This is a genomic window from uncultured Pseudoteredinibacter sp. (assembly GCF_947500695.1).
Taxonomy (GTDB): domain Bacteria; phylum Pseudomonadota; class Gammaproteobacteria; order Pseudomonadales; family Cellvibrionaceae; genus Pseudoteredinibacter.
In genome coordinates this window covers 158,516-182,894 of the sequence record NZ_CANMSS010000010.1, presented here as the reverse complement: position 1 = coordinate 182,894, position 24,379 = coordinate 158,516, and the positions used below count along the sequence as shown (strand labels likewise).

19 protein-coding genes are annotated in these 24,379 nt (G+C 48.4%); 6 read left to right on the top strand and 13 right to left on the bottom strand.

The features are described 5' to 3' along the window. Window positions 1–347: 347 nt before the first annotated feature. The gene (gene tyrS / locus Q1A08_RS17260; protein WP_299775202.1) at window positions 348–1,652 is read right to left on the bottom strand and encodes a tyrosine--tRNA ligase; all 1,305 of its coding nucleotides are present in this window, start codon (window positions 1,650–1,652) and stop codon (window positions 348–350) included. A gap of 243 nt (window positions 1,653–1,895) precedes the next feature. Here tyrS and Q1A08_RS17255 point away from each other — a divergent pair, with 243 nt between their 5' ends. Next, entirely contained in the window at window positions 1,896–3,323 is a 1,428-nt protein-coding gene (locus tag Q1A08_RS17255) for a peptidoglycan DD-metalloendopeptidase family protein (RefSeq protein ID WP_299775200.1), read from the top strand. A gap of 13 nt (window positions 3,324–3,336) precedes the next feature. Further along, window positions 3,337–4,467, top strand: a complete 1,131-nt coding sequence (locus Q1A08_RS17250) for an anhydro-N-acetylmuramic acid kinase (RefSeq protein WP_299775198.1) — start codon at window positions 3,337–3,339, stop codon at window positions 4,465–4,467. 82 nt (window positions 4,468–4,549) lie between these two features. On the opposite strand, the gene erpA is transcribed toward Q1A08_RS17250, so the two are convergent. The 4 genes from erpA to argC form a co-directional block, all read right to left on the bottom strand. Further along, window positions 4,550–4,903, bottom strand: a complete 354-nt coding sequence (erpA, locus tag Q1A08_RS17245) for an iron-sulfur cluster insertion protein ErpA (RefSeq protein WP_299775196.1) — start codon at window positions 4,901–4,903, stop codon at window positions 4,550–4,552. Between the two features lie 140 nt (window positions 4,904–5,043). Then, the gene (locus Q1A08_RS17240) at window positions 5,044–5,466 is read right to left on the bottom strand and encodes a polymer-forming cytoskeletal protein (RefSeq protein ID WP_299775194.1); all 423 of its coding nucleotides are present in this window, start codon (window positions 5,464–5,466) and stop codon (window positions 5,044–5,046) included. Between the two features lie 52 nt (window positions 5,467–5,518). Beyond that, window positions 5,519–6,262: a DUF6776 family protein gene (locus tag Q1A08_RS17235; protein ID WP_299775192.1), complete on the bottom strand. Its 744-nt coding sequence runs from the start codon at window positions 6,260–6,262 to the stop codon at window positions 5,519–5,521. A gap of 97 nt (window positions 6,263–6,359) precedes the next feature. Beyond that, on the bottom strand, window positions 6,360–7,403 hold the full coding sequence (gene argC / locus Q1A08_RS17230; RefSeq protein WP_299775190.1) for an N-acetyl-gamma-glutamyl-phosphate reductase: 1,044 nt from the start codon (window positions 7,401–7,403) through the stop codon (window positions 6,360–6,362). 245 nt (window positions 7,404–7,648) lie between these two features. Here argC and Q1A08_RS17225 point away from each other — a divergent pair, with 245 nt between their 5' ends. From Q1A08_RS17225 to hemL, 3 genes are read left to right on the top strand one after another with little or no spacing between them, the layout of a single operon-like run. Continuing rightward, window positions 7,649–9,400 carry a chloride channel protein gene (locus Q1A08_RS17225; protein WP_299775188.1) on the top strand — a complete coding sequence of 584 codons (1,752 nt, stop codon included), beginning with the start codon at window positions 7,649–7,651 and terminating at the stop codon, window positions 9,398–9,400. A 29-nt stretch (window positions 9,401–9,429) separates the two neighbouring features. After that, entirely contained in the window at window positions 9,430–9,855 is a 426-nt protein-coding gene (gene hemJ / locus Q1A08_RS17220) for a protoporphyrinogen oxidase HemJ (RefSeq protein WP_299775186.1), read from the top strand. A gap of 26 nt (window positions 9,856–9,881) precedes the next feature. After that, the gene (gene hemL, locus Q1A08_RS17215; RefSeq protein WP_299775184.1) at window positions 9,882–11,162 is read left to right on the top strand and encodes a glutamate-1-semialdehyde 2,1-aminomutase; all 1,281 of its coding nucleotides are present in this window, start codon (window positions 9,882–9,884) and stop codon (window positions 11,160–11,162) included. A gap of 150 nt (window positions 11,163–11,312) precedes the next feature. Here hemL and Q1A08_RS17210 read toward each other — a convergent pair whose 3' ends face one another. The 4 genes from Q1A08_RS17210 to mrcB all read right to left on the bottom strand — a co-directional run bounded on the left by Q1A08_RS17210 (window position 11,313) and on the right by mrcB (window position 17,252). Next, the gene (locus tag Q1A08_RS17210; RefSeq protein WP_299775182.1) at window positions 11,313–11,642 is read right to left on the bottom strand and encodes a hypothetical protein; all 330 of its coding nucleotides are present in this window, start codon (window positions 11,640–11,642) and stop codon (window positions 11,313–11,315) included. Window position 11,643: 1 nt separating this feature from the next. Next, entirely contained in the window at window positions 11,644–14,184 is a 2,541-nt protein-coding gene (locus tag Q1A08_RS17205; protein WP_299775180.1) for a DUF1631 family protein, read from the bottom strand. 226 nt (window positions 14,185–14,410) lie between these two features. After that, entirely contained in the window at window positions 14,411–14,917 is a 507-nt protein-coding gene (locus Q1A08_RS17200) for a tetratricopeptide repeat protein (RefSeq protein ID WP_299775178.1), read from the bottom strand. Window positions 14,918–14,948: 31 nt separating this feature from the next. Then, window positions 14,949–17,252 carry a penicillin-binding protein 1B gene (mrcB, locus tag Q1A08_RS17195; protein ID WP_299775177.1) on the bottom strand — a complete coding sequence of 768 codons (2,304 nt, stop codon included), beginning with the start codon at window positions 17,250–17,252 and terminating at the stop codon, window positions 14,949–14,951. 95 nt (window positions 17,253–17,347) lie between these two features. Between mrcB and Q1A08_RS17190 the strand changes: the two genes are divergently transcribed. Next, on the top strand, window positions 17,348–18,340 hold the full coding sequence (locus Q1A08_RS17190; protein ID WP_299775175.1) for an adenosine kinase: 993 nt from the start codon (window positions 17,348–17,350) through the stop codon (window positions 18,338–18,340). Here Q1A08_RS17190 and Q1A08_RS17185 read toward each other — a convergent pair. From Q1A08_RS17185 to Q1A08_RS17170, 4 genes are all read right to left on the bottom strand, one after another. After that, window positions 18,323–19,558 (bottom strand): sigma-70 family RNA polymerase sigma factor, encoded by a 1,236-nt coding sequence (locus Q1A08_RS17185; protein WP_299775174.1) that lies wholly within the window; start codon window positions 19,556–19,558, stop codon window positions 18,323–18,325. The two genes, Q1A08_RS17190 and Q1A08_RS17185, sit on opposite strands and share 18 nt — an antisense overlap. A 25-nt stretch (window positions 19,559–19,583) precedes the next feature. Beyond that, entirely contained in the window at window positions 19,584–19,925 is a 342-nt protein-coding gene (locus tag Q1A08_RS17180) for a YciI family protein (RefSeq protein ID WP_299775172.1), read from the bottom strand. Window positions 19,926–20,071: 146 nt separating this feature from the next. Beyond that, complete coding sequence (locus Q1A08_RS17175; protein WP_299775170.1) at window positions 20,072–21,769, bottom strand: EAL domain-containing protein; 1,698 nt, start codon at window positions 21,767–21,769, stop codon at window positions 20,072–20,074. Between the two features lie 222 nt (window positions 21,770–21,991). Continuing rightward, window positions 21,992–24,379: a DNA polymerase II gene (locus Q1A08_RS17170; protein ID WP_299775168.1), complete on the bottom strand. Its 2,388-nt coding sequence runs from the start codon at window positions 24,377–24,379 to the stop codon at window positions 21,992–21,994.

Sequence of the window (24,379 nt, the reverse complement as noted above, 5' to 3'; positions counted from 1 at the left end):
TTTAAACAACCGACAGCTGCTGGAGCTTGTCGTTGCGACCAAGACCTCGTCTTGATCAGGGAGGCGTATTCTACACACCCCGTTGAGCTTTGCAAGTGTTTTTTTAAATCTTTTCAAGTGTTTAACGTTGTTTTGGAAACTCGCTAAACCTTGTAACACTTGCCTGAAAAACCGCCTCATCAGCTTTGTTTTTCTGCCCTTCTCCGTCAGGAGAGGCGCGCATTATACGCAGCATCGAAACCTTGGCAAGCCCTTTTTGAAGTTTTTTTACAAAAAGTTTTTATGGCTGTTTTTTAGCCACAAAAAAGCCCGCTAACGCGGGCTTTTTAAAGAACGAACTGCGACCATCAAGAAGAACTCAGCAATGCATACTTCTTCTTACCTAAGCGAACCAAAAAGTATTGATCATAGCGAGCACTGGCTGCAGAAAAGATTTCTTCAGCATTCATATTATCTTCCGCACCGAAGGCGCCACCATTAACTAGAAGAGCACGACGCTGCAAAGCATCTTTTACCTGCTTACCAGAACCTGCCAAGCCCGCCTTCACCAATAAGGTAGTTAAAGGTTCTTGCAAATCACCTGCCTCGATGGCGTAACTTGGCAAACCATCCTGAGCCAGCTGCTTATAATCTTCAGCTGACAAGTCGCCAGCATCACCCGAAAATAAAGCCTTGGTAATCCGCTCTGCGGCAGCTAGGCCTTCTTCACCATGCACTAGACGCGTAACTTCTTTAGCCAAAACACCCTGCGCCTCGGGGCGACCTTGAGCAGCCTTATCTTTTTCCTCTAGCACATCAATGTCTGCTACAGAAAGGAAGGTAAAGTACTTCAAAAACTTATAAACATCCGCGTCCGCTGTATTTAACCAAAACTGATAAAAAGCATATGGAGAAGTCTTATTAGCATCTAACCAAATGGTGCCCGACTCAGTTTTACCAAACTTAGTGCCATCCGCCTTAGTCACCAAAGGCAAAGTCAAACCATAAGCCTTACCACCATAGCGACGACGGGTAAGCTCAACACCACCAATAATATTACCAAACTGATCCGAGCCGCCGATTTGCAGACTGCAATCGTGATGCTTATATAGCTCAGCGAAATCAAATGACTGCAATAAAGAGTAGGTGAACTCGGTAAAGGATATGCCCTCACCTTCGCGATCAATGCGCTGCTTAACCGACTCTTTGTTGATCATATTATTAACGGAGAAGTGCTTACCCACATCACGTAGGAAGCTCAGCACATCCATATCCTGGGTCCAGTCCAGGTTATTCACTACAAGGGCGGAATTTGATTCATCATTAAAATCGATAAAAGCCGACACCTGGGCGCGCAATTTTTCAACCCAGCCGGAAACCGTTTCAGCGGTATTTAACTTGCGCTCTTGCGCCTTAAAACTTGGATCACCAATCAAACCTGTAGCACCGCCAACCAATGCAATCGGCTTATGGCCTGCCTGCTGAAAGCGGCGCAAGGTCAATAGAGGTACCAAGCTACCAATGTGCAAACTATCAGCGGTAGGGTCGAAGCCACAATAAAGGGTGCGAGACTCGGCTGACAAATACTCCGGCAAGGTTTCCTCACCCGTCATCTGCGCTAACAAGCCGCGCGCCTTTAAGTCTTCTAGCAATCCCGAATCGACCTGAGACATATCACTACCTTTCACATTAAATTGGCATTTTTGATTGAACATCCGAAGCCTAGATTTGTCATAGGCCTCTATAAAAGAGGCGCAACCTTACCTTAACGATTCCGAAAAACAAGAGCCTTGCTGCAAATGCCCGCCGAATGACGGTTTTAGGGTGCTTCGTAGGGTTATTTTTGATATAAACACACAGCTTAAGACCAAGTTTTACTGTGCGAACATAAGAAAAGACTACAAGTCGCTGAAAATATGAAAGATTTCCCAAAAACTCTACGCGGATTCCCTCTGCTAAATCTTGCTATGGCTGCCGGCCTTGGCTTTGCGCTTGGCGCAATGGCCTTTATGGGCGACAACAAAGCAGACAAACCACAAGCAATTAGCAGCCAAGGCACCCCAGAGCTTACCGACCAAAAGATAGCAAGCCACACTAAAGCTAGCGAGCAGCAGCTAAATGCAAGCACAGTTGCAATAACAGAGTTCTCCGCGGAACCTGCTAACCTTGAGATTACAGACCTAGGCACAGAGAACGAAGCAGTCCCCCTAGCCGAAGCGGTAATTGACTGGCATAGCGAAACGGTTAAACGTGGCGACAATCTTTCGCTAATTTTTAAACGTGCCGGCCTAAACGATAGCGATCTTCACGAACTGGTCAGCAGCTGTAAAGAAGCGAAGCAATTACGCCGCATCCACCCAGGGCAATCCATCGATTTCCACATCGCCGAAGGTAAGCTACAAGAACTGCGCTATCAAACCGACCAACTAAACACCGCAAGCTTTCGCCGCGATAGCGAAACCTTCTTAGCCGAAACCCTAACCCGCGAGCCCGACTTAAAGCCGAGCTACCATGAAGGCACCATTAATAGTTCACTATTCCTAGCTGGACAAAACGCCGGGTTAAGCGATGCCTTGATCATGGAGATGGCCAATATCTTTGGCTGGGATGTCGATTTTGTACTGGACATCCGCCAAGGTGATAGCTTCAGAGTGATGTATAACGAGGAGTTTCTGGACGGCAAGCATATTGGCAATGGTCCGATTTTGGCCGCTGAGTTCACTAATAAAGACAAGACCTTTAAAGCCGTTCGCTACACCCATGAAAACGGCAGCAGTCATTATTACACCCCCGACGGCGACAGCATGCGGAAAGAGTTTCTGCGTACCCCCGTCGATTTTGCCCGCATTAGCTCGCACTTTAACTTACGCCGTAAGCACCCCGTTTTAAATCGTATTCGCGCCCACAAAGGTACCGACTATGCAGCACCCCGCGGCACCCCCATTCGTGCAGCAGGTGACGGAAAGGTTGTTCACGCCGGCCGGAAAGGTGGTTACGGCAAGGCTGTTATCATCAAGCATGGCGGCGCCTACAAAACACTTTATGCCCATATGAGCCGCTACGGTAAAAATATTAAAAATGGCAAGCGTGTAAAACAGGGGCAAATTATAGGTTACGTAGGCTCAACTGGCCTAGCAACTGGCCCACACCTACACTATGAGTTCTATGTAAACGGACGTGTGCGTAACCCCGTAACCGTTAAACTGCCAAAAGCACGCTCAATCGCTAAAACAGAAGCAACACGCTTTAAAGAGCTAACCCAACCAATGCTGGTACAAATGGGGGATCTGCAAGCTGCGCGTCAAATTGCCGGACTCGAAGAAGAAACCAGCAACACACTTTAATAAAGAGAAGCAAATGAGCCGCGAATACTATATCGGCCTTATGTCAGGCACCAGCGCCGACGGGCTAGACGCGGCTTTGATCGCCATTGATGACAGCAACATCGATGGCGGCCATATTGAGCTACTGGGCACACTGGAAGCTCCCCTTCCCCGCCATACAAAAACATTGGTGAGCGAACTAGCCCTTAGCGGTCCAGATGAAATAAACAAACTCGCTCAGCTTGATATAGAACTGGCCGAAACCTTTGCCCAAGCCAGTCTCAGCCTAGTCGAGCAACAAGGTTTAAATCCGGAAGATATAGCCGCCATAGGCAGTCACGGTCAAACCATTAGACACATCCCTCAAAGCGAGACAAGGGCAGGCTACACACTGCAAATTGGCGACCCAGCTCGCATTGCAGAAGCTACGCAAATTTGTACCATTGCTGACTTTCGCCGCAGAGATATTGCCGCAGGTGGTCAGGGAGCACCACTAGCCCCCGCATTTCACAAAACCGTATTTCAGCACCCAACATGCAATCGCTTTTCCGTAAACATTGGCGGCATGGCCAATATCAGCTATATCCCTGCAGCTGGCTTGCAAGAAGATGTCATCGGCTTTGATACCGGCCCAGGCAATGCATTAATGGATGCCTGGATAACGCTATACAAAGGCAAGCCCTACGATGAAGACGGCCTGTGGGCCAAGAGCGGAAGCGTAAGTGATGACCTACTAACAAGATTGTTAAAGCACCCATTTTTAGAACAAAGCGCACCCAAGAGTACCGGCCGAGAAGCCTTTAATATGCCCTGGCTGGAGCAGCAGCTTACAGGCTTGAACTTAAGCCCAGAGGATGTGCAAGCCACACTCATGGAATTTACCGCCCGCAGTATAGCCATGCATGTATTGCAACTGCAGCCCAAGGGCGAACTCTATGTTTGCGGGGGCGGGGCTCATAACAGCGCACTCATGAAACGGCTGGATGAACTTCTCGAGCAATTCACGGTAGCAGATACCAGCTGTTTAGGCGTTCACCCAGACTGGGTTGAAGCAATGACTTTCGCCTGGCTTGCTCATCAATGCATACACAAGAAAAGCGGGAATTTACCCAGCGTGACAGGCGCAAAAGGAAATAGAATTCTTGGGGCTATCTACCCAGCCTGATAGCAATTTCAAGCAAGCACCCACAAAAACCCTGCAGAGCAGCTCTACTGCTCGACTCAAAGCTTGCAAGGCTAATAAAGGATCAGATAGAAAAGGAAGAGCCACAGCCACAGGTCGCTGCAGCATTCGGATTGGTGATCACAAACTTAGAGCCAGCCAAACCTTCCTCATAATCGACAGTCGCCCCCATTAAAAAGGGGTAGCTCATGGCATCCACAACAACTTCAACGCCATCCACTGCCACAACAGAGTCATCTTCTGCTGCCAACTCATCAAAGGTAAAGCCATACTGAAAGCCTGAGCAGCCGCCACCCGTTACGAAGACACGCAACTTCAACTCTGGATTGGCCTCTTCCTCCACCAGACTGCGGACCTTATTGATCGCACTAGGAGTAACTTCGAGAGCTTGTGGGGTAAACATTTGGGCTTCAGACATATTTTTAACCTTTGTACTTCGGCCGCTATTATCCACTTAACCTAGGAAAACAGTCAACTATTGAATGATATGCTGAAGCGCATATGTAAAGCAGGAATGCGGCGGCGCTACAGCGCCACCCGAAACAGATTTTTTACAGCTTATGCTTCGACAGCGCGATCTTTAGCGCCATCTACAGCAGTCAGAACAGCCTGTTTACCATCACAGTAAACCAAGCTTCCATTGACTTGGGCACCTTTGACCATCTCGATAAGATGGTAATTAACATTGCCCTGCACAATCGCTTTTTCAGCAAGCTCGATATGCTTACTAGAGTTTACGTTACCGGACACTTTACCGTTGACCACGATGGAAGGCGCTCGGATCTCACCTTCAACTTCACCGCCATCCATAACTCTTACACGGGCATCACTGCCATCTTCCGCAACGATATTACCCTTAACGCGACCTTCGATTTCCAGATTGCCCTTAAAGTGTAAGTCACCAACAATCTCAGTAGCCTTGGAAATTAAAGTGGTTGAACCTGCCGCAAATGCCATTGGTTTTTCCTTTTTTGGAAACATGATTAGACTCTTACTCTTAGTTATGTGGAGTAAGAAGCGGCAGGCAAGGGCTTTAGCTCTGCTGCACTAGCCAACCAAACTTCTTCTCAACTTCAACGGCATCCCTACCTGTAGACTTGGCCACCAGCTCAATACGCTCGGGAGTAAAGCCCTCTGGCAATACCATCTCACCTGTCACGTTCTGAAAGTAGCGAAAACCAAGACGGATTTGATCACCACTAACATCATTAGACAAATCTTTAAGCGCAAAACTGCGAACTTCTCCATCAGTCTCTCTGCCCACTACGTTAAAACTCAAGTGTCCGCGCAGGTGACTGTGATTGGAGGCCAATTGCTGGACCACGAGTTTATACTGATAATGCCTCGGGGTACTAGTGGCAATCACATCAAGTGAACCAATTGTTAAGCCGCGCTTATTGGCTGTAGGGGACATCAAGCCTCGATAGAAGCTGACATTTTCCTCCAGCTCAGCAATTTTTGCTTTTAGCTGGATGACTTCACCGCGCACACCTTCGGCGGCCTTGCGATCAACCTCAGAGCCCAAGGATAAGTTCGCAACCTCTTGGCGCAGCCCCTCAGCTTCAGAGCTCTTGCTCTGTAACTGCGAGCGCAGCTGGACTAACTCAGCCGTCGCATCAGCTTGCGTAGACTGCAGCTGATAACGTCCATAAAAATAAGACGCCAAACCGACTGTCAGCACCAATGCTGCGGTAACGAAGTGCCCCGCATAGCGCTTGCCCGGCTCATCCTGGACCACTCTTAAACGGTATTGATAACTTCCTTTTACCACTGCCATATTCACCTCCAATAGTACTGCTCTTTATCAAGGTAAGATTGAATCGCCTGGTATCATCCCTGCCCTTCGGCGAATCCCCAGCCCAGTACTTTAGGTACTAGGGCAACAGGGCCAACTGCTCCAGCCCTAATGTTTCCTCAAATCCAAGCATTAGGTTCATATTTTGAACCGCCTGCCCTGAGGCTCCTTTACAAAGATTGTCGATAACAGACAACACAACTACAGTGTTTCTCCCCTGAGGCTGATACACCGCAATTTTGCATTGATTAGACCCTTTCACCCAACGTGTTTGTGGGCAACTTCCCTCGGGCATCACATCAACAAAACTTTCATTTGCGTATCGCTCTGCAAACAAGGATTGCAAATCCACCGCGCCCGGCGTTTTTAGCTCTGCATAGGCCGTGACCTGGATCCCACGGATCATTGGCAGTAAATGCGGCACAAAGGTCACTTCGACTGGCTCTTGATCAGCAGCTTGCACTGTTCTCAACCCTTGCTCAATTTCGGGCAAGTGTCGGTGTCCTGCAACAGCATATGCTTTATAACTATCTGTTACTTCGGCCATTAGATTATCGACTTTAGCTTGTCGACCAGCGCCGCTTACACCTGAAGCAGCATTGGCGATCAAACGAGCCGGATCCACTAGGCCATTTTCCAACAGTGGAATCAGCGCCAGCTGAGTTGCTGTCGGGTAACAACCAGGGCAAGCCACCAGCTGAGCACTTTTAATTTGTTCGCGATTTACCTCTGGCAAACCGTATACTGCCTGCTCCACTAACTCTGGGCAGGCATGTGCTTGCTGATACCACTGCTCCCAACAAGCAATATCTTTAATTCGGAAATCAGCCGACAGATCAATAACTCGGGTTCCCGAGGCAATCAAAGAAGCCATCATGCTTTGTGCCACGCCATGCGGGGTCGCAAAAAACACCACATCACACTGCGCTAGCAGCTCTACATCAGGCTCGCAAAAGGCGATATCACAGCGCCCTCGCAAACTTGGATACAGGCTGGATACCGCCATCCCCTTTTCCGCACGCGAGGTAATCATGCTTACCTCAACCTTAGGGTGGTTAACCAAAAGACGTAATAACTCTGCGCCGGTGTAACCTGTTGCTCCAACAATGCCTACTTTAATCACTACTACCTCAACTGCTATTTGCTACGACTACTGTTCTTATCTGCTGTGCGTGGCCAATAGCGACAATCGTTGCCTCACCACAAATTTAGTCCAAACTTGCCAAAGTGCAATGTTATAAGTGCAAGTACTAAACACAGCCAAAATCTAATTAATCTCTTATAATAAAGGTCAGCGCCCTAAAGCAAAAGAACTGGGGCGACAAAATTTCTCTCCAGACCCCATGAAATAAGGGCTTAAACAACAAAATGGGCCAGCGCAAAGCACCTAACAGCAAGCTCTCCCTTGCCATGCGAAGGAAAGTCAGCCAATTGGCCGACCACACCCGCCATAGCGTGGCTCATATTGAAGCGTTGCCATTGATGACATTGCTTGGCTTGCTTAGCGGACTATTGGCCGCAGGCATTATTGTATTATTTCGCCTTGCCATTGATGCCCCAAGCGAGAGCTTTTTTGCCGGTAAAAAGTTTGAATCCCTACCAGTTGAAGTGCGATTCGCACTACCACTCATTGGAGCCATAATAATTGGTTTATTTTTACAGGCACTAAAGCCTGAAAACCGACATGTATCTGTTGGCCATGTGCTCTCCAGGCTTCATCACTTCCAAGGCCGCCTACCTGGTGTCAACATCGCTGTTCAATTCATCGGAGCTTGCCTTGCTCAAGTCAGCGGCCAAAGCCTAGGAAGGGAAGGCCCTGCAGTGCATTTGGGTGCAGGCATGGCAAGCCTCTTAGGGCAGTTTTTGAAGCTTCCCAACAACAGCCTGCGAACACTTGTGGGCTGTGGCGTAGCATCAGCTATCGCAGCTTCATTTGACACCCCTATCGCCGGCGTTATTTTCGCGATGGAAGTCGTATTGATGGAATACACCATCAGCGGTTTTATCCCGGTAATTCTAGCTTCAGTGGCTGGCGCGGCCATTTCCAAAGCGGTTTTTGCGCAGACTCTAAGCTTTGTTGGAATCCAAGGGGAATTGCTTAGCCTCTGGGAGCTACCTTATATTGCTTTTGGTGGGCTAATCATTGCTCTAGCGGCCGGCCTATTTATTCGCCTACATTTAGCAACCCTAAAAATGAACAGCCTTCCGGTCGTGCTTAAAGCCACTGCTGCAGGTCTACTTACTGGAATGCTTGCCATATTTTGGCCACAAATTATGGGCAACGGATACGATACCATTCTAGAATCCGCCAGCGGGCAAATGAGCATACAATTGTTAATCGCCCTGGTTCTAGCTAAGACTCTAGCTAGCGCGGTTTCTTCTGGAGCAGGACTCACGGGAGGTGTCATTGGCCCAGTCATGGTAATCGGCGCCTGTTTAGGTGCGGTAATTGGGCAAATGGGTGCAAATCTATCTCCTGTCACCTCCACCCATACTGAGCTTTATGCTTTACTTGGCGCTACTGCCATGATGGCTGCCGTACTGAACGCACCACTGGCTGCTCTGCTAGCGGTACTGGAATTGTCCCAAACACCCGACATTATCTTTCCAGCCATGCTGATGATCGTTGTAGCCTGTTTAGCGACGCGCCAGTGGTTCTGTCATGATGGTATATTTTTAGCTCAATTAAGAACCCAGGGCCTGGCGATAGAAACATCACCAAGCCAGCAGGTACTCAGCAGAGCTGGAGTACGTAGCGTTATGAGTGGTCGCTGCCAAAGCTGCAGCACGGTAATTGACTTAGAGGCAGCCAAACAACTGCTAAAGCCAAAGCCCAATTGGTTGGTACTGAATAGCAAAAGCCCACTGGTTATGAAGGCCGCCGATCTATCTCGCTTCATTGAAGAAGTCGAAGACCCGAACGCCGAAATTGATTTACTGGCCATTCCCGCCAGCCGCCTTCAAGCCAGCTTTATTGACCAAAGATCTAACTTATTTGAGGCAAAAACTAGCCTGCAAGAACAAGAAGTCGAAGCATTGATCGTAACCAAGCAAAGCCGTTTGCAAACCGTTACAATAGGCGTTATTACCCAAGAAGATATCAACAACTTCTACGGTTAAACAAAGCGATTAGCCCTTAGGAATACACTATGCTTTGGCTCAAAGCCTTTCATATTATTGCGGTAATTTGCTGGATGGCCGCGCTGTTTTATCTGCCGCGTTTATTTGTCTATCACGCCATGAGCCAAGACAAAATTAGCCGTGAGCGCTTCGTGATAATGGAACGCAAACTTTATCGAGGCATCGCCACCCCATCGATGATTGCGACGATCATCTTAGGCTTTTGGACAGCCAGCTATAACTGGGCCTATTATCAGTCCAGCTTATGGTTTTGGGGTAAGTTATCGCTGGTGGCTTTACTGGTTATTTATCACTTTGTTTGTCGTCATTTTATGCGCTCTTTGGCGCAAGACGAAGATCAACACAATCATGTATTTTTTCGCTGGTTCAATGAAGCACCAGTGTTACTGCTAATCCCCATTGTTTTACTTGTCATACTTAAACCGCATTGGTGAAACACTAAATTGATTTCAGGAAACTTATGAATCGTTCAGAACAGTTATTTCAAGAAGCCCAACAATGCATACCCGGTGGAGTAAACTCTCCCGTTAGGGCTTTTCGCGCTGTTGGCGGCACTCCCGTATTTTTTGAAAAAGCTCTAGGCGCTTACACTTTCGATGCCGATGGCAAACAGTACATCGATTACGTACAGTCTTGGGGACCAATGATTGTTGGTCACAGCCACCCGGAAGTTATCGCCGCAGTTATTGAAAAGCTACAGCTCGGCTTAAGCTTTGGCGCACCTACTGAAATCGAAACCCAGTTAGCCGAGAAATTGTGTGCACTGATGCCAGGCATGGACATGGTTCGCTTTGTAAACTCTGGCACCGAAGCCACCATGAGCGCAATTCGCTTGGCCCGCGGCTTCACTGGACGCGATAAGATCATCAAGTTTGAAGGCTGCTATCACGGCCATTCCGATTCCTTATTAATCAAAGCAGGCTCTGGTGCATTAACGATGGGCGTTCCAAGCTCTCCAGGTGTACCGGCCGCGCTTGCCGAGCACACTGTGACCCTGAGCTACAATGACATCGCCGGCGTAGAGCAAGCATTTGCTGAAATTGGCGAGCAGGTTGCAGGTGTTATTGTCGAGCCGGTAGCTGGCAACATGAACTGTGTACCACCTATCCCTGGATTTTTGGAATGCCTCCGAGCGCAGTGTGACAAATACGGCAGCGTACTAATCATCGATGAAGTGATGACTGGTTTTCGCGTCAGTCATACCGGCGCACAGGGCCACTACGGCGTACAAGCAGACCTGACGACCTTAGGCAAAGTAATGGGCGGCGGCATGCCGGTTGGCGCCTTTGGCGGCAAGCGTGAAATCATGGAATACATTGCCCCACTTGGCCCTGTATATCAGGCGGGAACCCTATCTGGAAACCCCGTAGCAATGGCCGCCGGGATGAAAACTCTAGAGCTAATTTCAGCCGAGGGTTTTTATGAGCCGATCTTCAAACGAACCGAAGCTTTAGTTAAAGGCTTAAAAGAGCGCGCGGCGGCAGTTGGCATTCCCTTTACTACCAATCATGTAGGTAGCATGTGGGGTGGCTTTTTTACTGAGGCCGATACTATTACAAATTTCCAACAAGTGATGGCTTGCGACGGAGAACGTTTTAACAAGTTCTTCCACGGCATGCTTGATGAGGGCGTTTATTTAGCACCCGCATCTTATGAGGCAGGCTTTATGTCAGCAGCTCATACTGATGCCGACATCGACGCGACCCTAAATGCGGCTGAAAAAGTTTTCGCCAAACTCTAAGCCGCAAGTCCCTGTAAATTGGATAGATATCTGTTTGAAAACAAAAAAGCCGGCTAATGCCGGCTTTTTTGTTTAAATTTTTCTACATAAACGCAGGATGTAACTTAAACCCACGACATAGCTTAAACCCAGGATATTACTGGGGCCAATTTATTGGGAAAGCTGCCCGATTAAATCAATCGATTTACTCGACACCTCAACAATCTTGAAACCCACCCAATAGCTGCCATCGCTGCTAGCAGGGCTCTGCCACAGACAATCGGCAACCAATGGAATCGTATTTTGACTATCAATTGGCGAATCCAAGATAAGCTCCAATTGATAAATTGATTCGGTCTGCAAAGGGCCCTCACTCATTATCATTAGGCCCTCCTCATGAATATTCACCAGTTTCCCAAGCGGCTCATCATCCACGCCATTGTGGGCCACCACAGAAATCTCAACGCGGCGACGCTCTAATTTGCGACGATTCTCACTCACATCAACTCTCCGTAGTTTCTTGCTGAGAGTTAGTCTCAGCTTTAGTATTTAAGCTTTGGAAGATGTTCTCTAAGGCTCGCTCGAAGAATGGCTTGGTCGCCCCTGAAATCACTTTGGCTTCCCCGGAAAGCATATCTCTAGCCAACTCTAAACCTGTTTTCAAATCAACTTTCTTACCTAGCTGATCGACCAACATATAGTGCAAGGTGGTTGAGTTGTACCAGGCAACCTTTAATCGCTTGCCATCACTAAACTCAAACCAGGTGCCAAACTCGATCATCTTCAAGCTATCCACCATGCGCAACTCTTCTTCGCTGACATCTTCGTCATCAGGTTGTGCGCCGGCTTTTTCCGCCGCCATAGTTTCCAGTTTAGATCGCATTGGCTCAGGTGCAAATTGCAAAGGCTGACTTTGCAATGCCATTTTCTGCAGAGTAAACAACGCATCTAGCAGCTTATTCGCCTTTGTCTGGTCATAGGCGATGGTATCAAAGCCTTTGGAAAGCTTTTCGTACAAGTCATCGTGCATTTCCATTTGGCGAGCCTTATCTTTATCTTGCTCTTTAGGCTGCACAGTCCAAATAACGTTATCCACCACGGTCAGCGCTGATTGCCATTCTTCAGAGTCTTTACCAAACCTAAGCAAGACGAAGACTAAATAATCAGACCAAGGCTGCAATAACAACAACAGAACAGCAGACGGCAGCTCGGTATTTTCAATACGCATGCTAACTTGCTCGTTAACTTGCAGCTTTACTTCTCTGAGCTTTTCTTCGCCCTGGACCTTTTCCATCGCCCTGCGCTCGATTAAATCCTGGCGACGAGCGATCTTTTTGGTGTAACCGCTAAATTCCAGTAGCAACTCAGCGAAAAGGCGAACATCGTTCTGGAATTCTTCCAGAACTCGCGAGACTACCGCCTTGATACGCGGGTAGATATCATACTGCGCAGTACCATCGTTACTCACCCAGCGAGTACCTGCTTCAGCCAAGCTGTTTAATAGCAAGCGAGCGGGGTGATCGGTTTGCTCGAAAAAGTCTGGGTCAATAAAAGCGATCTTCAAAAATGGGGTATGCAAATAGCTCAACAGGGCCTTCACAGAGTTCGGTAGATTATCATCAGACAACATGTAATCGAATAACATGCCCACCAAATCAATAATCTGCATATCGTCCACATCAACAGCCTGCCCCTCTTCTTCTGAGGCGCCAAGCAATTGACTGCTGAGCTGCTGCGATACTTGAGCAACACTTTGGATTTGCAATTGATCTGAATCGGCCAGCAGCGTTTCACTGCGAATTAATTCACCCTCACCCGCATTAATGCCAACCTGAAGGTTTTGCAGCGCCTGCAATAACTGTGGCCCACTAAAGACAGCCGCTCCAGATCGAGCCGGCGCAAAACCTGTTTCAGAAGGCACAGCAGCGGTTTTCCAACTAGCGCTATAGCCCTCATCCACCACCAAGGTGTTGTTGTTGCCACTAGGCTGCTCAACTTGAGCCAGAGAAGCTGCGGGTGTCGTGCTGGTACGGTAAGAATCTGTCGCCAAATGGTTTTGCAATACCCTGATGGCATTGACCAAGCTCTGCTGATATTGCGGAGATGGCATTGAAGGATCTGGGCTTGCCGCACCGGCTTGTGGAGCAAAACCACTCACCGGTAAACGAACCTGCTGGCCAGGGGCCATGCCAGCTGCTGGGCCTGCTGTAGCATCTCCAGGCACCGCACTTCCAGGTTCAGCTGTATTGCCAACTTCTTGCTGGACAGCTTCATCAAAAACGTCGTCAAGCGACTCAGCAAGCACTTCTTCTGCAGGCGCCGCAGCGTCTCCAGCATGGCCAGAGGCCATAGCTGTCGCATAGCTTAACTCAGGCAGTACACCTTCTGAGCTCAGGTACTGATTCAGTTCCTGATAAATATCATCAAGAACGGGAATAAATATTTTACTAAAAGTGCGATAACACAGAATTTTAATCTTAGTGGCACAGCCGACCGTCTGCAGTGTTTGACGCAAAGATTCACAGAATTGCACAGGGCTGACAGGGTTTTGCTCAGGTGGCAACTCCCTACCACCGCGCAATTGCCCAAAGCGCATAGCGACCAGCCACAAGCTTTCGCCAAAGTTATCGGTCGCGGCATGATTGATTGACGAGATGGCGATGGTTTCTTCGAGATCTTCATTATCCACCAAGGACAACATATCTCGAGAAAACTTCTCTTCGCCTGTTTGGGTATTTAACTGACCGTTGGCGAATTTAATAAAGCATCCTGCCAAACATTCACCATATAGCTGCACTAACGATGCTGAGCGCTTACGGAAATCTCTCTGCACATCAAAATACTGCATCTGCTCAGCATCTGTCGGGGCATCAGTGGCAAACTCTAAAAGTTGCTCATCTAGGCTTTCCAGGCACTCCTCTAGTCGAGGCCCCGCTTGATCTACAACGATGTCCCGGCAACGTTCTAATAGCTGTTTTATCTGCGCGCTAGTGAAAGGGGAGATTGCCGAAGTTGCAGACTTGTCGTTACTCAAATTGCTCATAATTTTTGCTTCTTTTACATCCATGGCCAAACAAGCAAGGTGCGCAGCCCAATCCTTGGTTTACTGTACTACCTTTTGAGTTTAGTCGAGTCCCCGGCAAAATTGTCATCTTAAAACCACGAATGACGACAATATCTATCTAATTATTCACTATTACCCAGTGACTCGCCTGACCATTTTAGCAGCATTAGTGGGAATATCGAGTTAGTCTGCGCTAAATATAAGGTTATTGGCCAAGGCGCCCTAATAAGCTTTCAAATTCACCGCGTCGCTCTCCTGCCGATAAATAACGCATACCTCGCTCAGCAAACACCCTGGCTTGGGCATAATCTCCTTGCTGTTCATAGCTGCGGGCCAGTACCAAGAGCAGCTCTGGGGATGTTCTCGCTATTCGCAATCCACGCTCTGCACTTGCTATAGCGGCACTATAGTCGCCAGCTTTAAAAGAGCTGGAAGCCGCTGCTAACAAGCTCTGGGCCGCACCTGGCAATGCCCCTCTGCGAGACTCTCTCTGCCGAATAGGAACAGGCTGCTGAGGCGGTTGGGCGGGCCTCGATGCTGCTGGCGAACCTTCTGGCTCATGTGCAGTAGCTTGCGGAGATGAGGGTGACTCATTAGACATCTCGCTCGCGGTGCCCCGACCATTTGCCAAATCTTGTTGGGGTGCAGGCGATTGACTCGCGCAGGCCATCAATAGCAATGGCAAACTTAGCGCGACTATACCCTTAATCATTTTCAGACTCCTAAATCATAAGCTGCCGAGATTAACCTCGACCAAACAAACGTTCCCACCAGCTACGTTTTTTGGGCTGGCGAGGCTGACAATAAATTTGCTCCTGGGGCTGGCTACCGGCAATAAAGGGAAGCTCAATTGCTCCTGGGCATTCAGCTTGGCTCAACTTTCCACTGGCGACATCAATCCAATGATACTCCACACCCAAAGGCGGCTGCGCGACCAATGACTGAGTAGGTATATTGGCGAAGATATCTGACCACACCCGCAGGGCACCACTTGAACCGGTTAATGGAGTACTGCCATTGTCATCACGACCAAGCCAGACAACTGCCAGGTGTGAGCCGCTAAACCCAGCAAACCAGCTATCGCGCTGATCATTAGTGGTGCCTGTTTTACCGGCCACCTCTAAATTCTGGGGCAACTCCTTATAGGCCGAGCGACCACTGCCGATTCTCATAGCGGCCTGCATAGCAAATTGATTCAAATACACGGAATCTGATGAGAAGCGCTGCTCGACTTGCAAGGGGTAACGTTTTAGCGGTTGGCCAGCACTAGAGGTAACCTCACGAATGGCTCGCATAGGGGAATAGACCCCTTCATTAGCCAAGGTGTGATAGAAAGCAGAAACATCCATGGCCGACAACTCAACCGCTCCCAAGAGCACAGCCGGAACAGGCGGTAACTCAGCGTCAATTCCGAGCCTTTCGATATTCGCAAACACATCTCCTAAGCCCAACTGCATTCCCAATCGAGCCGCCGCTTGGTTATAGGATTTAGCTAAGGCCTCGTAGAGCATAACTTCACCGTGACTCTTGCGGTCGAAATTACGCGGCTGCCAGATACTGTTTTCAGGGGTCTTAACCTGTACCGTTGCATCACTCACCCGACTGGCCAAAGTGTACTGCTCGCTACGATTAAGCGCCGTTAGATAAATTGCTGGCTTTAGCAGCGATCCTACTGGTCGCTTTGCATTCAGCGCCCGGTTAAAGCCTGAAACTTTACTATCCCGACCACCCACTAGAGCAAGAACCTCGGCCCCACCCACTGAGCTAACCACTACAGAGCCCTGTAAGCTTTGTTTCTTCATGCCGTAGTAACGCTCTAGGTAAGCGGCTTTTTGGCTTAGGCTGTGCTCAGCCTGCTGTTGGATTGACGGAGAGAGACTGGTAAATATTCGTAGCCCTTCGCTGCGTAGATCGTCTTCTTGATAATCTCTTTTAAGCTGTTGTTTAACCAGCTGCAAAAATGCTGGGTAGCGCTGAGCAGATCTCGAGCCCGCTTTGATCAGCCCCAAAGACGCTTTACTGGCTTGTTTAAATTGCTGAGGACTAATCAACTCTTGGTCCAACATTAGTTTCAGAACCAAATTGCGCCTTTCGGTGGCTCGTTTAGGGTTGCGCCAAGGATTGTAATACGAGGCTCCTTTTACCATGCCCACTAGCAGAGCCAATTGTTCCAGCTTTAACTCTTGAATGGGCTGACCAAAATAATGTCTCGAAGCCAATGCAAAACCATGGATACCACGCTTGCCACTTTGCCCTAGGTAAACCTCGTTAATATAGGTTTCAAGAATTTCAGATTTGCTGTAGCGCAGCTCCAACAACACTGCCATAAGCGCTTCCTGGGCTTTACGCTGTAGGCTACGTTCCTGATTCAAGTAGAAGTTCTTGATTAACTGCTGTGTTAAGGTGCTGCCGCCTTGTACTGCACTGCCTGCCCGATAATTGGCAAGCGCTGCCCGCGCGATCCCCTTAAGAGATACCCCAAAGTGATGGGCGAAGTTTCTATCCTCCACCACAATCAGCGCCTCCCCAAGCAAGTGCGGGACGTCAATCAAACGCAATAGCTCGCGATCTTCATTGTGACTTGGGTATATCCCGGCGATTTCTAACGGCTCTAGACGGACAATATCTAGAGCTTTACCGTTTACGCTTTGCAGCTCACTCACAAAGCCTTCTTCTAAGCGCAGCTTGATCTTCCGCGCCGGCTCATCACCATCCCAAAAGACAAAGCCGCGGCTATAGATTTGCCACTGATTTCCCAAGCGCACCATATCTCCGGCTTGAGACAGGCGCTTGGTAGCTCGATAGCCAAGCTGCTTCAGTTCAAACTCTAGGGATTTAGCATCCAGCTGCTGCCCAAGATAGAGCTCCAGCGGTCTAGCATACACTTTGGCAGGTAACGCCCACTTGCGACCGTCAAATTTGCTGCGAATGGTATAGTCTAAATAGAGCAAATACGCCCCAAATATCAGGGCCAATAAAAATAGTAATTTGAACCACCAGCGACTGTAAAAAGGTCTGCGGGGGGCTTTTTTTGCCTTAGGAGCCATTAATTGCCTTAATTCTTGTACCTTGTGGGCTTTATCAGCAGGCCCGAAATGAGCATAATAGCGCCCTTTTGCGAGCTGAATAGCAAGGTATTTGCATGAGTCATTACCACATCTATGGCCTGGGCGCTGCACTGGTCGACACTGAAATCGAAGTGAACGATCAAGACCTCAACCAATGCGGTGTCGAAAAAGGTCTGATGACCTTAGTTGACGAGGACAGACAACATCAATTGATGAAGCAACTGTCGGACCACTTGGTGGCCTCAAAGAGAGCCTGCGGCGGATCTGGTGCAAATACTATCATTGCAGCCAATTATTTCGGAGCGAAAAGTTTTTACTCCTGCCGCGTAGCGAACGACGAAACTGGCCGATTTTTTACCGAAAATATGCAACAAGCTGGTGTTGATTACCCCAGCAGCGTTTATGCCGAAACTGGCATCAGCGGTAAATGCCTAGTAATGATCACTCCTGACGCTGAACGATCAATGAATACCTTTCTAGGTGCCAGCGCTGAGGTTTCTACTCAGCAGCTTGATCATGATGCCATTAAACAATCCCAGTGGGTTTACATTGAAGGCTATCAAGTCAGCTCGGAAAGCGGCAAAGCGGCCGCTATCGAATTACGTGAAGTGGCCAGTGCCGCTGGAGTGAAAACATCTCTGAGTCTATCTGACCCTGCCATGGTGGAATTTTTCCACGATGGTCTTGTCGAGATGATTGGCGAAAAAGTGGATTTACTTTTCTGTAATGAAGCCGAAGCTATTCACTTTACCCGCAGTGCCAATGTCCAAGAAGCCGCCCAAGCATTACGCGCCCACGCTAATAGCTTTGCAATTACCCTCGGCGCTGAAGGTGCTCTATTGTGGGACGGCGAGAAAGAAATTAAAGTCGCCGCACAACAAGTCCAAGCCATCGACAGTAACGGCGCTGGGGATTTATTTGCGGGCGCTTTTCTTTATGGCCTTAGCCAAGGCTGGGATTATGAACGCTGCGGCAAACTAGCCAGCCTTTGCGCTTCAACTTTAGTAGCTCAATATGGTCCACGTTTACGCGAAGAGCAGTACCAAGAATTACTGGCTCAGGTGTAAATCCTTTCTGTTAAGCTGCGCCTTTTGCCAATTCTGAGTTAACAACTCACGTTGGCGAGGCGCAGTCTCAAGCTCTAGAGCATGCTGATATGCCGTCTCTGCCAAGGAAAAATCAGCCAGCTCCAACAACAAAATCATTTTAGCCCCATAAAAGGCCGAGTAATTCTCAAGCTCCGGCGTTAGGCCATTCACTTTATCCATTATCTCTTGGGCGTCTGCCCCAGAATAAAATTGCGCCATGTATTTATTGAGCCTTGGCAAGGCGGACGGCTGCATTTTAATTAATAAATCATACAGCGATACAATTTGTTGCCAGTCCGTCTCCTCCCATGAGGGCGACTGAGAGTGCAACAGGTGAATGGCAGCTTGCAGCTGCAAAGGGCCCAGCTGCTGAAGCATCAAGGCCTGCTGTAGTAAGCTATCAGCTTGCCTTATTGCCACCGTATCCCACTGACTACGATCCTGTTCAGAAAGCGCAAGTCCAAACTCATAAGTCCCAACTGCTCGCCGAGCCATGACCGACATTAGCAACGCATGCAAGGCCATACTCTCAGGGCTATCGACCGTTTTACGCAATAGCAGTAACAAGTCTATTGATTGTCGCAATAAAGGTTCGGCCTGCTCGGCTGTCATCTCCATCGAATGATTAAACATCAAGTAAATCATCGAGCGGACATGCCCTTGGCGCGAATACAATTGCTCCTGCTCTGGTACTTCGAAAGGTATTTTAGCTTCCTTAATTTTCTTCTTCGCGCGACTCAAACGCCGCTGAACGACATCAGCCGACAACAATAACTGGCTGGCAATCTCTCGATAGTTCAGCCCCCCAATCAACTGTAACAACAATGCGAGCTGACTGGTTTCATCGATTGCCGGATGACAGCAACAAAAAATCAGCGCAAGACGCTGATCATTATTTTCTAAGCTCTCGGCAGCAATATCCTGTTCAGATATAAAGCCCGAAGGATCAACCGCTGACGCTAAAAGCTCACCATCTATAAAGCGATGCCCATCACGAGAATCTTGCCGCAGCTTATCCAATAAGCGACAGCGCGCGACATGGCATAGCCAAGCTGCGGGCTTTTCAGGCAAACCATTTTCAGCCCAATGTTCATAAGCTTGCAGTGTCGCTTCTTGCAATGCATCCTCAGCGCTAGCGATATCACCACCGCACTGTCTGCTTAGATAGGCAATAATTTGAGGGGACTCGTCGTTCAACAAGTCCCGCCAATTTACTGAGTAACTAGCCATCGGTAGGCATAATCGGGCGAACTTCGATGCTGCCGTATTTAGCTGAAGGAATCTGCTTAGCCCAATACACGGCCTCATCAAGATCAACACATTCAAACAAATAATAGCCCCCAAGCTGCTCTTTCGTCTCGGCAAAGGGGCCATCACTGAGTAGTAGTTCGCCATCACGCATACGTACGGTTGTAGCGGTACTGGTTAGCTCCAAGGCATCGCCACCGCGCATAACGCCAGCGGCTGTTACTTTATCGGTGAATTCTTGGTACTCAGCCAATAGCTCTTCAATTGGCCCATCATCAAAAGTTTCATCACTGTATATCAATGCGATGTATTGCATATTCTCGATCCTTTTCTCAATACTGTATATTTTTGATCGCCTAGGGCGAACGGGTAAATAATCAGCACCACAAAGCAGTACCTTACCCATACGTCGATCAGCGATGCAAGAAAAGGACAAGAAAAAGACAATTAGTGAAAATATTTTTATTTTAGAGGCTCAGGGCGGGATACCAGATAGCCTTGAATAAAATCGACACCCAATTCTTCCAAAGCTTGTCGAAGCTCTTCACTTTCGACATATTCGGCGACAGTTTGCAGCCCCATCACGTGAGCCAAGTGGTTAATGGTGCTAACCATCGCATAGTCTTTAGCGTCACGAAGCATATTCTTTACAAACAAGCCGTCGATCTTAATGTAATGTACCGGCAAATCTCGTAGGTAAGCCAAAGATGACTGGCCGCGGCCAAAATCGTCCAGAAAGAACTTACAACCACGATCACCCAGTTCTCGCATGAACTCTAAGGCAGCTCTGCGACTACTGATTGCTGCCGTTTCGGTAATTTCGAATTGAATACGATGAGGGTTTACGCCTGTTTTATCTAACATTTTACAGGCGTAATCACAGAATTTAGAGTCCCCTAAGCTTGCACCGGAGACATTAACCGCATAATGCTGTTCAGAATCTTGCTCTGACATAAAGGCCAGCACTTTACGTAAAACTAGGCGATCTAACTCTTCCATCAAACCGAACTGCTCAGCAGCCGGAATAAACTGCCCCGGGCTAACCAAGCCCCCCTCTTCATCAAGCATTCGTAAGAGAACTTCGCTGTGATGATGACGATCAAGATCGGCGGTTTCTACAATAGGTTGGGCATATAAAACGAAGCGATCTTCTGCAATGGCTTTTTGAATCTTACTTAACCATTGCATCGACTCTTGGCGCGCCTTCATTTTAGCGTCGCCATGATAAACTTTGATGCGATTGCGACCGGATTTTTTGGCGACATTACACGAAGCATTCGCCGCTGCAAGCAACTGATTCGCCGACTCACCTTCGTCATTAATCGCGACAACACCAATACTGACACCGATCGCCAACTCTTGGCCGGACCAGCGGAAGCGAAAAGATTCTACTTTCTTAACAATGCGCGAAGCCATTTGCTGGGCACCAGACAAACTGCAATCGCTTAATAGTACGCCAAACTCATCACTACCAAGGCGCGCCAACATATCCTTGCCACGCAAACAGGAAACAAAAATACCCGCAACCTGCTTTAGCAGCTCATCACCAGCATCATTACCGCAGCTCTCATTGACCACTTTGAAATGGTATAAATCTATATAGAGCAGCCCAGAACTAACACCGGACTGCGCCCTCTCCATGGCTTGGCTCAGAGCGTTTTCAAAGGATTGGCGCCCAGCAAAGCCCGTTAAGCTATCCAAGCCACCTGCTCGCAGCATCGCCTCACGTGGGGAGTTTAATTTACGTAACCAAGCTACGGCATAAGCACTTTTGGTATTAAGTTGACGGCTGTGAATTAAATATAAATCGGCAGGGCCATGACTGAGCGCCACTGTGCAGGTTTCGCCTTCGCAAAGGCGCTTGAATAAGCTTTCCTGCACCGAACACTGATAGCCATCTGGGCTCATCGCCTGCAAGAGATTGTTTAGAGGCTTACCTAAGCACTGACGCGAGCCACCCAAGAGCGTACTACCAGTGGCATTAGCCATCAGAATTTGCCCCTGGCGATCTAGAAAGATAACGCCCTCACGGGTGTTGTCGGCTAACAACTGACACAACTTCACGGCCTCTTCACGGCCAAAGCCTAAAGCACTGATATCTCTCAATGTGCTCAATGGCGTGGGTACGGCCCACTTTGGCTCTGAAGATGTAGGGTTCACTAGCGGCTTCTACCGATTCAATTAAGGTCTCTTAGCGGTATCGGCAGAAACAGTGTTTTCTCAAGTGCCAATAGCGCCTTTGGCAAATGCGCCAAAGCTACCCCTAAAGATAGAAGGCCAGCGCCAGTCGGCCAGCTAAATACTGAGATACGTGCTTGATTTCTCTCGCTTTACCGACGAAAGGTAGCCGCGACAATAGCTACGGTAGCGCTAGCTGAGATGTCAATGAAAGAGACTCATTTGACTGGCAGCAATGTCGTCAAAGGAATCCCCCGCCATCGATAAAATGGCATCAGCAACGGGCTTAAGCTGGCGCTCAACATATAAGCCATAATCCAGGGCGCTGGCACGCTCTTCGCGCAACCATTCCAGAGGCTCTGGGCCATTTAGAGTTAGCACATAACTCACCCAATCACCCTGCTTACAAAGATGGCCGTCTCGCTCTAACCTTTTGCTGGCAGCCTGTGCATGAGGGGGGATATTGTGCCGGTAGTCACTTAACTCCTGCCTTAGACGCTTTCGGTAAATCAATTGATCATCCAGCTCGCCTGCCAGCACAGCTTTGACCTTCGCCTCGACATAATCTCGGTAAGGTAATTCTAGAAATACACGACGGTACAACTCCTCCTGAAAAGTCCGCGCTAACATCGTCCAGTCGGTGCGCACATTCTCCAAGCCTTTAAACACCATTTCTTCTTTGCCATCGCGATTCACTAAACCGGCATAACGCTTTTTACTGCCCAACTCTGAACCTCGAATAGTGGGCATAAAAAAGCGGCTAAAATGAGTTTCAAACTCGATTTCAAGGTAACTTTTAATTCGGTGGTCTTGCCGTAATCTTTCCGTCCAATATTGATTTAGCTTTTGGGCAAGCTCGCTACCAATACTGTTCGCCTCTTCATTGGAGCTTACCTCTGGCAAATGTACAAATACGGAGTCTGTGTCGCCATAAATAACGCGGTAGCCGGCTTTTTCAATCCAATGCTTGGTGGCAATTAAAATTTCATGACCACGCAGGGTAATCGAGCTGCACACCCTAGGATCAAAAAACCGACAACCCGGGGAACCTAAAACACCATAAAAAGAATTCATGATAATTTTAATCGCCTGGGACAATGGCTGATTGTTATCGCTTTTAGCTACTTCTCGCTCTTTCCACAGCTCAGCAATAATATCTGGCAATAAGCTATGCTGGCGTGAAAAACGTGCCTCATTAAAGCCCATTACACAATCCTCGTCGCCCAAAGATAAATGTTGCGATTGCCAATAGGCACAAGGGTCAATATTAAAACTACGAATAATTGAAGGGTATAGGCTTTTAAAATCGAGCACCAATACATGCTCATATAAACCTGGCTTTGAATCCATTACATAGCCGCCAGGGCTTACCACCGACGATTGCAGCTCCCCAAGGTTTGGGGCCACGAAACCAGCACGATGCAATAGAGGTAGATAAGCGTATTCAAAGGCCGCCACCGAGCCACCACTTTTATCCGCAGACAGCCCGGTAAGCTGACTGCGAGCCAAGGCAAAATCCATCAGCTCGGTCTTTTCAAAAATATCCCAAACCAGCTGGCAGTCTTGAATATTATATTTGGCAAGTGCAATGGGTTCTTCTTTATACTGCCGGGTAATTTCTTCAGCTCGATTTTCCGATTGAATCAGCTTCTCTTTACCAAGTAATTCGGCCGCCACTGCCCCTAAAGCGAAACTCTCAAAATTATAAAAGGCGGATTTAAGCAACTCGATACCATCTAGGACAACTCGCCCGGGTACTGTTATAAATTGATGCCCACCTTGATTGGCTTGTCGCCAACTGGGCTCTTGGCCCTCACGGCCAATTGCATAACGCAGACCATGACGACGGCACATTTGCTCAAGCACCCACAGGTCAAACTGCACCACATTCCACCCCATCAAAACGTCAGGGTCTTGCTCATTCAACCATTCGAAAAATGCCTGCAAACATTCAGCTGCACTATCAAACCACAGCAATGTAGCTTCGCCGGATTCACTGTCGACGCACCCTGTCTCGATAGCCTCTTGATGCTCAGGCACCTGAACCATAAACACTATTGGATCACAGTCACCAACAGCCGCGATAGAATATAGGCTACGAGCATCAAAGGAGGTCTCGATATCAATGGATATAGCGTTTAATTTTGGCTTGTAATCTGATGGCCGGCAGCGCGGCTGCTGCAAAACCGGAAAATCTTTTGCTTGCAGCTTAGGCTTTGCATCAAAGCCAATACCGGCAAATATAAAACGCTCCATCAAATAGCGCTCTGGAGGCCGAATATCCCCTTCCCAAACCTGAATGCCACGAGAGGTTAACTGCCGCAAGCCATCCCGCAGACGCCTCTGACTGCGATTGTAACAAGCCATCAATTCACGATTATCCCAACTTCGCATCGATACTTCGGCATAACGCCAAGTCACACCAAGAATGTCTTGAACATCAGCCAATTCATCTTGCGCAACAAAAAAAACCGCCTCTTGTTTATCAATAATCACTTTTACCGGCCCGATATCACTGGCCACCCACAGCTCAAGACGAACGCCTCTAGGGGCATCTTTCCACTCGCGGGTTAAAATAAAAGCGTCGAACAT